This window comes from Cellulomonas sp. P4_H4 (assembly GCF_056400865.1).
In genome coordinates this window covers 1-12791 of sequence record NZ_JBFUKL010000004.1, presented here as the reverse complement: position 1 = coordinate 12791, position 12791 = coordinate 1, and the positions used below count along the sequence as shown (strand labels likewise).

The 12791-nt window shown below is 72.8% G+C and carries 10 protein-coding genes and 1 rRNA gene; all 11 read right to left on the bottom strand.

The window, feature by feature from the left end:
* Nucleotides 1–17: 17 nt before the first annotated feature.
* Nucleotides 18–1691: a murein biosynthesis integral membrane protein MurJ gene (gene murJ, locus AC1DPN_RS13225; RefSeq protein ID WP_477085224.1), complete on the bottom strand. Its 1674-nt coding sequence runs from the start codon at nt 1689–1691 to the stop codon at nt 18–20.
* On the bottom strand, nt 1688–2566 hold the full coding sequence (locus tag AC1DPN_RS13220) for a hypothetical protein (RefSeq protein WP_477085223.1): 879 nt from the start codon (nt 2564–2566) through the stop codon (nt 1688–1690). The genes murJ and AC1DPN_RS13220 overlap by 4 nt, the downstream gene beginning before the upstream one ends.
* Nucleotides 2563–3606 carry a copper transporter gene (locus tag AC1DPN_RS13215; RefSeq protein ID WP_477085222.1) on the bottom strand — a complete coding sequence of 348 codons (1044 nt, stop codon included), beginning with the start codon at nt 3604–3606 and terminating at the stop codon, nt 2563–2565. The genes AC1DPN_RS13220 and AC1DPN_RS13215 overlap by 4 nt, the downstream gene beginning before the upstream one ends.
* A gap of 85 nt (nt 3607–3691) precedes the next feature.
* Nucleotides 3692–4876 (bottom strand): putative cytokinetic ring protein SteA, encoded by a 1185-nt coding sequence (gene steA, locus AC1DPN_RS13210; protein WP_477085221.1) that lies wholly within the window; start codon nt 4874–4876, stop codon nt 3692–3694.
* A 6-nt stretch (nt 4877–4882) separates the two neighbouring features.
* Nucleotides 4883–6607, bottom strand: a complete 1725-nt coding sequence (gene recN / locus AC1DPN_RS13205; RefSeq protein WP_477085220.1) for a DNA repair protein RecN — start codon at nt 6605–6607, stop codon at nt 4883–4885.
* Nucleotides 6604–7491 carry an NAD kinase gene (locus tag AC1DPN_RS13200; RefSeq protein ID WP_477085219.1) on the bottom strand — a complete coding sequence of 296 codons (888 nt, stop codon included), beginning with the start codon at nt 7489–7491 and terminating at the stop codon, nt 6604–6606. The genes recN and AC1DPN_RS13200 overlap by 4 nt, the downstream gene beginning before the upstream one ends.
* Nucleotides 7488–8288 carry a TlyA family RNA methyltransferase gene (locus AC1DPN_RS13195; protein WP_477085218.1) on the bottom strand — a complete coding sequence of 267 codons (801 nt, stop codon included), beginning with the start codon at nt 8286–8288 and terminating at the stop codon, nt 7488–7490. Before AC1DPN_RS13195 ends, AC1DPN_RS13200 begins: the two co-directional genes overlap by 4 nt.
* A 7-nt stretch (nt 8289–8295) precedes the next feature.
* The gene (locus AC1DPN_RS13190) at nt 8296–8475 is read right to left on the bottom strand and encodes a hypothetical protein (protein WP_477085466.1); all 180 of its coding nucleotides are present in this window, start codon (nt 8473–8475) and stop codon (nt 8296–8298) included.
* Between the two features lie 125 nt (nt 8476–8600).
* Nucleotides 8601–9635 (bottom strand): HAD-IIA family hydrolase, encoded by a 1035-nt coding sequence (locus AC1DPN_RS13185; RefSeq protein ID WP_477085217.1) that lies wholly within the window; start codon nt 9633–9635, stop codon nt 8601–8603.
* Complete coding sequence (locus AC1DPN_RS13180) at nt 9632–10618, bottom strand: hypothetical protein (RefSeq protein ID WP_477085216.1); 987 nt, start codon at nt 10616–10618, stop codon at nt 9632–9634. Before AC1DPN_RS13180 ends, AC1DPN_RS13185 begins: the two co-directional genes overlap by 4 nt.
* Before the next feature lie 1931 nt (nt 10619–12549).
* Nucleotides 12550–12666: ribosomal RNA gene (rrf, locus tag AC1DPN_RS13175) — 5S ribosomal RNA — on the bottom strand.
* Between the last annotated feature and the right edge of the window lie 125 nt (nt 12667–12791).

The window sequence follows — 12791 nt, the reverse complement described above, 5'->3', positions numbered from 1 at the left end:
TCAGGACACGTCGGTGCTCAGGACAGCGGCGCGTTCGGGTTGGCGGGATCTGGGACCCGCTCGGAGGGTCGGGGCCGAGCGTCGAGCGACCGGAAGTCGCGGACCGTGCCTCGGTCGCCGACCAGGACCGCACCGCCGACGACGACGGCGGCCAGCAACGCGCCTCCGGCCGCCGCACCGATCGCCGTCAGCACGCCGTGCCCGGCCAATGACGTGACGGCGTCGACGAGCCACCGTCCCACCAGCGCACCGGCCGCCGCACCCAGCACGAGCACGAACCCGCTGCGCACGAGTCCGGCGACGGCCGCCGGACCCGCCGCGCGGCGCAGGAGCAGAACCGCGGCGATGCCACCGACGAGCATGCCGATCGAGCTGGCCTGGGCGAGCGCGAGCAGGGTGGCCCCAGGGTCGTGGCCGTCCGGGGCGTAGAGGGCCGCGAGGACGGGCGTTGCGATCGCCACGGTCCCCCAGCCGGCGACGTTGGCCGAGATCGCCGACCGTCCCCGTTCGAGGGCGTACAGCGCGCGCGACGCGTGGAACATCAGCCCGAACCCGAGCAGACCCGGCATGAGCCACGTGATCGTCGTCGTCATCGCGCGCATGCCCGCTCCGCCGTCAGAGATGCCGACGAAGATGTCGGTCACGGCCGGAGCGGCGGCGGCTACCGCGGCGCTGCCGAGCGCCGCAGCGGCAAGTACTGCGCGCGTGGTCCCTGACGCCATGCGAGCGAACGCCTCGCGCTGCCCTCCCGCCGCCCGGGCCGAGAGCCGCGGGAACGTCGAGGTGGCCAGCGGCACGACGAGCACCGCGTAGGGCAGCAGGTACACCTGCTGGGACCAGAGGTACACCGACCAGGTACCGACGTTGCCGCGGGCGCTGGCGACGAGGAGCCCCACCAGGACGGACACTTGCTGGGCGACGAGCGAGCCGACTCCGGCGAACGCCAGGACCGCGAGCCTGCGACCGATGCCGGCCGGAAAGCGCAGGGTCGGCCGGATCCGGACGCCCAGGCGGTGCACGGGCACGAACATCGGGAAGCACATCGCGGCCACGCCCAGCGTCGTTCCCCAGCCGAGCACGGCGAGCGCACCGCCAGGGACGGCGTTCGGGTCGTCCAGCTGGCCGTCGGCGAGCGCCGAGTACACCAGGTACGTCGCGATGACGACGAGCGAGGAGAGCACGGGCGCGAACGCCGGCCAGAAGAAGCGCTTGTGGGCCTGCAGGACCGCGTAGAGCAGCACAGCGACGCCGTACATCGGCACCTGGACCGCAAAGATGGCGATGAAGTACTGCAGCAGCGAGCGTTGCGCGTCGTCGAGGTCCGGCCAGACCGACGCGATGAGCCCGCTGCACGCGGCGAGCGCGACGCCGAGCGGGACGAGCACCAGGAGCGTCCACCCGAACGTCGCCGAGGTGATCGCGTCCACGTCCTTGCGGAGCGAGCGCGCGATCGGCAGAGCGAGCAGCGGCACGAGCGCACCCGCCAGGGCGCCGCCCGCCGCGACCTCGAAGAGCACGTTCGGCAACGTGTTGGCCGCGTTGTAGACGCCGCCGATGCTGCCGTCCTGGAAGGCGTGCGCCTGCACGAGGTAGCGACCGAAGCCCAGCACCCGGCTCAGGACGGTGACTGCCGCGATCATCGCCGCGGCACCACCGAGCCCGGCCAGGGTGCGCCGCGCGGCCGGGCTCACGCCTGCGGGCCCACAGGTCGTCGTCCCCAGCGGTCGATCTCCCGCAGGACGGGCGTCCTCTCGATGACCTTGGTGAAGCTGACCTTCTCGCTGGCGACCGTCAGCGCGACGACCGCCGCGAGCACCGCGACCCGGACCGGTCGGGGTGCGGAGAGCACGATGGATGTGCCCAGCGTCGCGCCGATCGCGTTCGCGCCTCCGTCGCCGAGCATGTCGGCCTCGGCGAGGTCCTGGTCGATCGCGGCGCCGCTCGCACCGAGCGCTGCAGCCGCAGCACCGGCGCCTGCGCCGGCCCCCAGAGCGAGCGGGGCGGCCGCGAGGGTCACGGCTTTGAGGGCGCGGCCCGGGCGGAGGTCGAGCAGGTTGACCAGGTTGGCGCTCGAGGCGATCAGCGCACCCGAGACGGCGACGTCGGCGAGCCAGCCGACCGCGGACCGTCGACTGCCGTCGGCCCGGTGGCCGGGCGTGGCGAGAGCGGCCGCCACCAGCGCGCCCGCACCGATGCCGAGCACCTTGAGCCCGCCGGTCGTGACCTGACCCTGGGCCAGCGCTCCGAGGTGCCCTCGCAGACCCTTGCGCCGGTCGGAGGTGTCCTCCCCGAGGTCGTCGGCGAGGCCGAACGCGGCACCCGCCGCCGTCGCGACCGTCAGCGCCGCAGCGTCGCGAGCGGACTGCGCGCCGACGAGACCTCCGGCGAGCAACCCGGCCGCGACGGACGGGCCCTCGAGCAGGCTGACCGGCTCACCCCGGTGGTTCGTGCGCGTCCACCGCGCCTGACCACCGGGAGCCTGGCCGTCGAACGTCCCGCGGACGACCGCCGTGACGACGCTCGCCACCGTGCCCGCAGCAGCACTGCGCAGGAGGTGAGACGTCACGGTGCCGACCCGACAGCGGTGTCCTGCGGGGTGCCCTCCGAGACCGACGCCGTCCGGTCCACCGTGGGCAGCGTGACGGCCGGCGGCAGCGGCGTCTCGTTCTCGCCGAACCCGTAGTGACCGTTGGTCCCGGCGATCCGGTTGGCGAGCGCGAGCGGCACATTGATCTGCCCGGTGAGCACCTCGGTGCCCGACACGGTCGTCAGCGACGCTGCGAGGTCGCCGTCCGCGAGGATCGCGTCGGTCAGCGTGTCCTTGCCCCGCGGGCCGTCCGCGAGGACCGCACCCGTCGAGAGCTCCTGGGCCGCGGTGAGCACCGCGAGCTGAGCGGCGACTGCGGACGCCTCGGGCTCGGGCGACGGCGTGCTGCCCTCGGCGGCTGCCTCGACAGGGACAGCGATGACGACGATCGCGTCGGCCGGTGTCGTCACCTCGTCGGAGACGGACACGAGCGGGTTGTCCTTGTTCTCCGAGGACGACAGCGCATCCAGCAGAGTCACCGCGTCGTTGGACAGCGCGTCCGGGTTCGCGGGGTCGGCGGTGACCAGCGCCTGCACCAGCGCCGAGGCGAGCTCGGCCTCGACGCCCGCATCGGCCGGGGGCGCCGGGTCGAGGTACGGCGCGAGGAAGCCGACGAGCGCCTGGCGGAACGTCCGGACGTCGGGGTCCGTCCACATGTCGGTGAGCGTGACGTGCGCCGTGACCGTCGCACCCGACTCGCCGAGGCGCTGGTCGATCGCGGTGCGCGTGCCCTCCGGCACCTCGCCCAGCGCGATGACGGCGACGCGTCGGTCGGTCAGGGTCCCGTCGAGCAGCTGGGGACCGGCCGCGTCGATGTAGGACTCGGAGTCCTTCAGGGCACCTGCCGTGTCGTCGAGCTCGGCGCGCAGTGCGTCCTTCTCGTCGCGCAGCTGCTGGACCTGGCCGGTCAGCGTGTCGCCGATCGTCTCCTTGAGCGGACCCGCGCCCAGCGCGATCCCCACCGCGAGAGCCAGGAACACCGAGATCAGTGAGACGACGTGGTAGCGGAAGTCGATCATCGTGCGCAGTCTCCGTCGGGTCCGGGCCCGGCGATGGCCGGAGTCACGTACAGGTGCAGGTGGGGGTGGCGGCGAGGGGTCATGCTCAGATGCCGTCGAACAGGCCGCGGACCCACGACGTCATGTCGTCGATGCGGGCACCGAGCAGGCCGATCAACGTCTGCCCCGCCGCGGTGGACGCGAGCGCGACACCGAGGGCGAGCAGGCCGGAGAGCACGAGCAGCGTCAGCTGGACGTTCGAGATGCGGTTCCGGTACAGCCGCGACACACCCTTGGCGTCCACGAGCTTGCTGCCGACCCGCAGCCTGGTCAGGAACGTGCTCGCCATACCGGAGCGGCCCTTGTCCAGGAACTCCACCAGGGTCGCGTGCGTCCCGACGGCGACGATCAGCTCGGCGCCCTTGTCGTCGGCGAGCAGCATCGCGACGTCCTCGCTCGTGCCCGTGGCCGGGAACACCACGTGCGGGACGTCGAGCTGCTCGACACGCGCCAGCCCGGGCGCACGGCCGTCGCGGTACGCGTGGACGATGACCTCGGCCCCGCAGGTCAGCGCGCGGTCGGAGACCGAGTCCATGTCGCCGACGATCATGTCCGGCCGCCAGCCGGCGTCCAGGATCGCGTCCGCTCCCCCGTCGACGCCGATGAGGACCGGCCGGTACTCGCGGATGTAGGGCCGGAGCGTGACCAGGTCTTCCTTGTAGTGGTAGCCGCGCACCACGATCAGCACCTGACGCCCGTCGATGTGCGTGCTGATGTCCGGCACGCCCACTCCGTCGAGCAGCAGGTCCCGTTCGCGGCGCAGGTAGTCCATCGTGTTCGCCGCGAACGACTCGAGCTGCACGGAGAGACCCGCTCGGGCTTCCTCCATGGCGGCGGCAACCGTCGTCTCCGTCTGGGTGACGCCCTCGGCCACGAGGACCTCGCCCTCGTAGACGCAACCGTCGACCACGCGCAGGTGATGGCCCTCGGTCAGCGACATGACGTCCGCACCGAGGTCGTCGACGAGCGGGATACCCGCCTCGATCAGGATCTCCGGCCCGAGGTTCGGGTAGCGACCCGAGGTCGAGCGGGCGGCGTTCAGGACCGCGGCAGGCTGGCACGCAACGAGGGCCTCGGCGGAGACGCGGTCGAGGTCGAGGTGATCGATGACCGCGATGTCACCGGGGCGAAGGCGCTTGGTGAGGCCCTTGGTGCGTGGGTCGACCCGGGCCGGACCGGCGACGACGCCGGCTTCGGGCACAGGAGTGCGCTTGCGCAGGGATGCTCTCATCGTCGCTCATCGTCCCACGGACGAGAGCTCGAGAAGTTCTGCAGCGTGCGTCCGCGCGGCGTCGGAGTCCTCCTGCCCCGACAGCATGCGGGCGAGCTCGCGTACACGGTCGTCGTTCGTGACCAAGCGCACGTCCGACTCGGTGACCAGATCGACGCCGCCGGCGGTCGACTTGGTGACGACGAGGTGCCGGTCGGCGAACGCCGCGACCTGCGCGAGGTGCGTGACGACGAGCACCTGGGTGCCCTGCGCGAGCCCGGCCAGCCGCCGTCCGACCTCGACCGCCGCCCGACCGCCGACGCCCGCGTCGACCTCGTCGAAGACGAACGTGCCGGGCCGCGTCGCCCCGGAGTCTGGTGCGGTGGCGAGCGCGACCTCGATCGCCAGCATGACGCGGGACAGCTCGCCGCCGGAGGCGCCCTTGCCGAGCGGGCGCGCGGGCGCTCCCGCGTGGGGCACGAGCAGCATCTCGACGCGGTCGGCACCGTGCGGTCCCGGCTCCTCGAGCGGCACGACGACGATCTGCAGCTCGGCGCCACCCATCGCCAGGCCCGCGAGCTCGTCGGAGACCACCGCCGACAGTCTCGTCGCCCCGTCCACGCGCCCCGCGGTGATGCGGGCCGCATGCGCCGCGAGCTCGGCGTCCAGTGCGGAGCGCGCGCCGTGCAGCTCCTCGATCCTCTGGTCTCCGCCGTCGAGGTCGAGGAGCCGTCGCCCGGCCGTGTCCGCCCACGCGAGCACGTCGTCGACCGTCGAGCCGTAGCTACGGGTCAGCGTCGCGAGCTCCGCGCGCCGTCGCTGCGCAGCGTCGAGGCGCAGCGGATCCGCCTGGAGGTCCTCCAGGTAGGCCGCCAGGTCGGTCGCAGCGTCCGCGAGGAGATAGCCCGCCTCGGCGATCCGGGTCGCCAGCGCGGCCAGCGCGGGATCGTGGGCACCTTCGTGCTCGAGCAGCCGGCGAGCCAGCTCGATGGTCGGGACCGCTGCACCTGCCTCGTCGACCTCGCCGCCGACGAGAGCCGAGTGCGCCCCGTTCGCGGCGCTACGCAGGTCCTCCGCGTGCGCGAGCCGCTCGACCTCCTCGGCCAGCGTGACGTCTTCGGCGTGCTGAGGGTCCACCCGCTCGACCTCGGCGATGCCGAGCCGGAGCAGCTCCGCCTCGCGCGTCCGGTCGCGGGCACGGTCGACCAGTTCGGTCAGCTCGGCGTCGACACGCGCCCGCTCGGCCCATGCCGTCCGGTACCGCGTGAGTGCGTCACGGTGGTCGGCGCCGACGAACGCATCGAGCGCCTCCCGCTGGTGGGACGGCGAGCGCAGCCGTGCCTGGTCTGCCTGGCCGTGCACGGTCACCAGGTCGTCCGCGAGCTCGGCGAGCACGGTCTGCGGCACCGAGCGTCCGCCGAGGAACGCCCGGGACCGTCCTGCCGCTCCGGCGCCCACGGTCCGCACCAGCACCAGGCTGCCGTCGTCGTCGAGGTCGGCGCCGGCATCGGCCGCCCGCTCGAGCGCGTCGGAGCCGGCGGCCAGAGTCACGCGTCCCTCGACTGCGGCCGACGAGGCACCGACCCGCACCGTGGCGGAGTCAGCCTTGCCACCGAGCAGCAACCCGAGCGCAGTGAGCACCATCGTCTTGCCCGCGCCGGTCTCCCCCGTGATCACGGTGAGCCCCGGACCGAGCTCGAGGTGAGCTCGGCCGATGACTCCGAGGTTGTCGATCCGGATCTCCTCGATCATCCGGCGTCCCCTCCGCTGTGCCGTGGGCGGCGCCCGTTCGGTCGACCGCGCCAGCCGTCGACCGGGAGTGCGAACTTGTTCACCAGACGCGTCGTGAAGGGTGCCGGTGTCAGCCGCGCGAGGCGAACGGGAGTCTCGCTACGGGTGACCTCGAGGCGCGATCCGACCGGCACCTCGAGGCGCCGACGACCGTCGAGCGTGACCAGTCCTGCGGCAGGTGAACGCTCGAGCACCTCGACCGCGAGCATGCTGTGCGGTCCGACGACCAGAGGGCGGGCGAACAGCGCGTGCGCGGCGATCGGCACCAGGATCATCCCGTCGACGTCGGGCCAGACGACCGGCCCGCCTGCGGAGAACGCGTGCGCCGTCGACCCCGTGGCTGTCGCGGCGACGATGCCGTCACAGCCGAACGAGGACAGCGGGTGCCCGTCGACCTCGACCAGGACCTCGAGCATGCGTGACCGGTCGACCTTCTCCAGTGCTGCCTCGTTCAGTGCCCAGCCCGTGCCGACCTCGCCGTCGGGAACCAGGACGCGCACGTCGATCGTGACGCGTTCCTCGACCTCGAAGTCGCCGCTCGTGAGTCGACGCACCGCCTCACCGATGTCGTCGCGCTCGCTCTCCGCCAGGAACCCCACGTGCCCGAGGTTGACCCCCAGGAGCGGCACCGCCGTGCCACGCGTGAGCTCGGCCGCGCGAAGGATCGTGCCGTCGCCCCCGAGCACGATCGCCAGCTCGAACGACGGCAGATCGGCCGCGACGGCGTCCTCGGCCGCGAGCACGGGCTCGACACCCGCCGCCTCCAACGCCGCGACGGCGTCCCGCGTGGCTGCCAGGGCCTCCTCGCGGCCGCCGTGCGTCACCACCAGCGCGCGCCTGGTCATCGCTCCCCCTCGTCGAGCACGGCTGCCCGGATGTGCTCCACGTCGACGCTCGGTTCCTCGGTCCGTCGTACCCACACGAAGAACTCCACGTTCCCGCTCGGTCCCGGCAGAGGGCTGCGCACCACCTCGCGGAGACCCAGTCCCAGCCCGGCCGCCGCCTGCGCGACGCCGACGACCGCATCGACCCACAGGGCGGGCACGCGGACGACGCCGCCGGAGCCGAGACGCTCGCGACCGACCTCGAACTGCGGCTTGACCATGAGGAGCAGGTCCGCGTCGGGCGACGCGACGTCGACGAGCGCGGGCAGCACGAGGGTGAGCGAGATGAACGACAGGTCCGCGACGACGAGCGTCGGGGCCGGGTCGACGTCGCCGCGCTCGAGCGATCGCACGTTGACCCCCTCACGCACGTCGACCCGCGGGTCGGCGCGAAGGTCAGCGACGATCTGGTCGTGGCCGACGTCGACGGCGACTACGTGCGCGGCGCCACGACGCAGCAGCACGTCGGTGAACCCACCGGTGCTCGCGCCCGCGTCGAGGCAGCGTCGGCCGACGACGTCCAGACCGTCGAGCTCGTCGAGCGCCCCGGCCAGCTTGAACCCGGCGCGCGAGGCGTAGCCCGGGTCGTCGTCGTCAGGCTGCACCGTGACGTCACGCTCGTCGGTGACCTGGGCGGCGCTGCGCGCGACGGGCTGGCCGTCCACGGCCACCCGCCCGGCAGCGATCAGATCCCCCGCGTGCCTGCGCGAGCGGGCCAGGCCGCGCCGCACGAGCTCGGTGTCGAGGCGAGTGGTCACGTCTGGGTCAGCCCTCGGCGTCGGCGAGCCGGTCCTGCAGCGCGCCGTGCACCGCGTCGAACACCGCGACGTGCGCGCGTAGCGGCTGGTCCTCGAGCCCCTGGAGCCGCGAGAGCGCCTCGTCGACGGCAGCGTCGGTCGTCGACTCGTACGCGTCGTCGCCGCCGTCCATCGCTGGGCTGACCATCTCGCTCACTGCACTGCCTCCGGGGTTGCTGGGCGCCGTTGCTCGTCGCGTGGCGACGTCCTGCCTGCGACGCGCCCACGCTACCTGGGATGTCGGACGAGGCCCGTCCGCCACACACAGACGCGTCAGGCGGTCGCGAGCTCCGGGACTGTGGTCGGGTCGATCTCGACGCCGGCGTCTGCCGCGGCCCAGGCGGCCGCGCACGCGGCACGCGCCACGTCGACTCCGTCCTCGGTGCTCGACGGCTGGTACCTGCCGAGCTCGAGGGCGCCGTCGACGACGCGTGCGGCAGCGTCCCGGCAGGTCCACCAGCCGTCACCGGCCTGGACCGGCTCAGGGTGCGCGACGAGCAACGAGAGAAGGTCGGCCCCGATCAGGTGCGGGCGCTCGCCGGGGTGCGCGAGCACGTCGTCACGGGCCGAGTTCACCCCGGTGAGGACGTGCAGGCCGATGTAGCCACCCGCCCGCGCACCCGCGAGGTCCGTGTCGAGACGATCTCCGACGACGAGCGTCTCGCGCGCACCGGCCCGCTCGACGGCCATCCGGTACATCGTCGGTGACGGCTTGCCCGCACTGTCCGGAGTCACACCCGTCGCGGCGCGCACCGCCCCGACCAGCGACCCGTTCCCTGGCGCGAACCCCCGCGCGGTCGGCAGGCTCAGGTCGAGGTTGGACGCCACGTGCCACGCGCCACGCTCGATCGCGTACGCGGCCTCGGCCAGCTGCGGCCAGCCGACCTCGGGCGCGAAGCCCTGGGCCACCGCGGCCGGATTGTCGTCGGCCGAGAAGACGACCTCATACCCCGCCGCCCGCACCGCGGTGACGAGGCCGGCCCCGCCGACCACGAGCACCTTCTCGCCCGCGGGAAGGCGCGAGGTCAGCAGCTGGGCCGCAGCCTGCGCCGCGGTCATGACCTCGGCAGGCTTCGTCGCGATCCCGAGGTCGGTCAGCTGGTCCGCCACCGACTCGGGCTCACGGGACGCGTTGTTGGTGACGAACACCAGGCGCATCCCCCGCTCACGGGCGGCCGAGAGGCCCTCGGCCGCACCGTCGATCGGGTCGTGACCCTTGTACGCGACGCCGTCGAGATCGACGAGCGCCAGGTCGAACCGGTCTGCCAGAGGCGTCGCCGACCCGATCAGGGTTGCCGGTTCCGTCACCGATCGCCCTCGCCGTCGTCGTTCCCCGCACCCTCGCCGGTGCTCGAGGCCTCATCGGCCCCAGCGCCCTTCACGTCGTCGGACTCGTCCTCCTCCAGGTCGGCAACGTCTGCCGAGCTGGTGTCGGACGCGGCCACGTGGTCCGAGTCGTCAGCCGACCCGGCCTCGTCATCCGACTCGTCGGAGTCGTCGGAGTCGTCGACGTCCTCGTCGGCAAGGAGCGCCTCTGCCTCGGCGAGTGCCTCGTCGTCGTCGAGCCCGGCTTCCGCGATCTCCGACGTACCGGCGTCACCGGACGCCTCGAGCGGGTAGTCCTCGTACTCGCCCTCGGCGTCGAACTCGCTGAGGTCGAACGAGATGAACTCTTCGTCCGGCTCGACGTCACCGGCCGCCTCGTCGAGCTGGTCCTGCGTGTACGGCGCGAGCTCGGCGGCTGCCTCGTCCACGAGTCCGGACGCTTCGAGCGCGGTCGCCCGTGCCTGCGCGACCCGGATCGCCACCGTCCCGGTCCCGGCGCGGACCGCCTCGGTCGAGAGCGCAGCAACCGCAGCCTCCGGCTGCCCGAGGTCGAGACGCGCGCCGCTCACGACGATCGCGAGCTCGATCTGTGCCTCGGCGTCGAGCGTCGCCGCCTCCGGCTCCTGCGCGAGCACGAGGGCACGCTCAGGACGACCGAGGCCGCGCTCGCAGTCGGCCATGATCGCCAGGTGCTCGGACGAGCCGTTCAACCGGCGGACCGTGCGCAGCTCGCGCAGCGCCTCGGCGTACCGCTCGGTGCGATAGGCGGCGAGACCAGCGGCCTCGCGCACCACGTCGACACGGCCCGCGCGCCGGACGGCAGCCTGCGCATGCTCGTAGGCGAGCTCAGGGTCGGTGTCGAGCAGACGACCCACCATGACCAGGTGTCGCCCGACGCCGTCGGCGTTGTCCTTGCTCAGCGTGCGCAGCCGACCCCGGACCGAGCGGTCGAGGTCCGCGAACACGACGTCCTCGGGGATCTCGGGTGCCTGGATGCGCTCCTCCTGCGGAGGACGCGTCAGCCGCTTGTCGTCGTCCCGACGCTCGTCACCACGCTGTGCGCCGCGCGCTCCCGCAACAGCCGCGGATCCGTGCGACGGGCGCCCGCGGTCCCCGGAAGGAGGCCGGCGGTCGCTCGTGGCCGGCCGGTCGCTGCGTCCGTGGGACGGGCGGTCGGTGCGGGGGCGCTCACCGCTCGAGGACCGTTCGGTCCGGTCGCCGGTCGACGGCCGATCCGTGCGCGGCCGGTCGGTGCGGGGACGCTCGTCGGACGACGGACGCTGCCCGGAGGCCGGTCGGTCGGTGCGCGGCCGATCGCCGTACGACGAACGCTCGGCACGGTCGCCGGAAGCGGGACGGTCGGTGCGCGGACGGTCACCGTACGAGGGACGCCCCCCACTCGACTGACGGTCATCACGGGGACGGTCACCGTAGGAGGGACGCCCGCCGGACTGACGGTCATCACGCGGCCGGTCACCATAGGAGGGACGCCCACCCGACTGACGGTCATCACGCGAGCGCTCACCGTAGGGCGCCCGGTCCGTGCGCGGACGGTCGCCGTAGAAGCGCTCACCGGAGGTCGCCTCACTGGCTCGCGAACGGTCACCGTAGGACGGGCGCTCGCCGGAGGCAGGACGGTCGTTGCGGTCACCGTAGGACGGACGCCCGCCCGTCGCGGGACGGTCATTGCGCGAGCGATCGCCGTACGAAGGACGGCCGCCGTCCCCGGACGGGCGACGGTCGTCTCGGCCTCGGTCCCCGGACGAGGGACGCTGGCCGGAGGAACGATCGCTCGACGCCGGACGATCGGAACGCGGACGGTCGCCGTACGACGAACGCTCGCCACCGGCCGGACGACCCGAGTAGGGAGGACGGCCACCCGACGCCGGACGATCCGTGCGCGGGCGGTCGCCATAGGACGAACGCTCACCGGACGGACGCTCAGTGCGCGGCCGGTCCCCGTAAGAGGAACGCTCGCCCGACGGGCGATCCGTGCGCGGCCGGTCACCGTAGGACGGCCGGTCGCCCGAACCACCACGGGAACGGTCGGAGAACGGCGGGCGGTCCGTACGACCCGAGTAGCTGGGACGCTCACCGCGGGAGGCACCACCGTAGGGCGGTCGACCATCGCGGCCGCCGGGCGCGGGACGACCCGAGCGGTCCTCACCGCGCGCGCCGCCGTACGCGGGCCTGTCGCCACGGTCGGACGACGGCCGGTTGCCGTAGGCGGACCGATCTCCGCGGTCCGACGAGGGCCGGCTGCCATAGCCAGGCCCCGAGGAACCAGACCTGTCGCCATACGACGGACGTCCACCGCCGGACGCGCCGCCCGACGAGCGACCGTAGGACCCGCCGCTGCTCGAGCGGTCACCCGACGACGACCCACCGTAGGACGGACGACCGCCACGGTCGCCCGACGAGGGTCGACCTCCACGGTCGTCACGGCCGGCCGGCGGGCGACCGCCACTGCCACCTCCGCGATACGGCTCACGCGAGCCACCGTCCCGGGAGCCACCGTACGAGGCTCCACCGGAACGTCCACGATCACCGCCGGACGAGCCGCCACGGCTCTGAGAGCCGCCTGCGCCACGCTGCGAGCTGGACCCGTTGCCGGATCGGCCGCCACTGGCGCCACCCGACCGACCACGGTCGTCGGATGTGCCCTGGGCACGGTCATCGCTGTTCATCTGTGTGCTCTCCTCGTCGCGTTCGACCGCCCTATCGTCTCATCCCCCGTTCCCGGCGCCGAACGAACCCTCGACGGGCTGGACGACGACCGGACAGAAGCCCCGATCAGAGCGGCAAAGAATTCCTCGATACGCCCGACGCTGCGCGCACAAAATGCCTGTAAAACAGGAAAGAGCCACCCCGCGAGGGATGGCTCTTCCTGAATGATGTCCGGCGGCGTCCTACTCTCCCACACCCTGGCGAGTGCAGTACCATCGGCGCTGAAGGGCTTAGCTTCCGGGTTCGGAATGGGACCGGGCGTTTCCCCTTCGCTATGACCGCCGTAACGTTGTCGAGTTGTCAAACGGGTTCCCGTTCGTCTCTCGGGAACCGCACAGTGGACGCGTAGCACATTGACTTGAATGAATGTGATGAAGTTGTCGGCTTATTAGTACCGGTCAGCTGCGAGGG

What these genes read in the sequence shown, in the direction of transcription:
- recN (WP_477085220.1), bottom strand. Translation starts at nt 6,607, where the DNA reads ATGATCGAGGAGATCCGGATCGACAACCTCGGAGTCATCGGCCGAGCT.
- AC1DPN_RS13190 (WP_477085466.1), bottom strand. Translation starts at nt 8,475, where the DNA reads ATGGTCAGCCCAGCGATGGACGGCGGCGACGACGCGTACGAGTCGACG.
- AC1DPN_RS13215 (WP_477085222.1), bottom strand. Translation starts at nt 3,606, where the DNA reads ATGATCGACTTCCGCTACCACGTCGTCTCACTGATCTCGGTGTTCCTG.
- AC1DPN_RS13200 (WP_477085219.1), bottom strand. Translation starts at nt 7,491, where the DNA reads ATGACCAGGCGCGCGCTGGTGGTGACGCACGGCGGCCGCGAGGAGGCC.
- steA (WP_477085221.1), bottom strand. Translation starts at nt 4,876, where the DNA reads ATGAGAGCATCCCTGCGCAAGCGCACTCCTGTGCCCGAAGCCGGCGTC.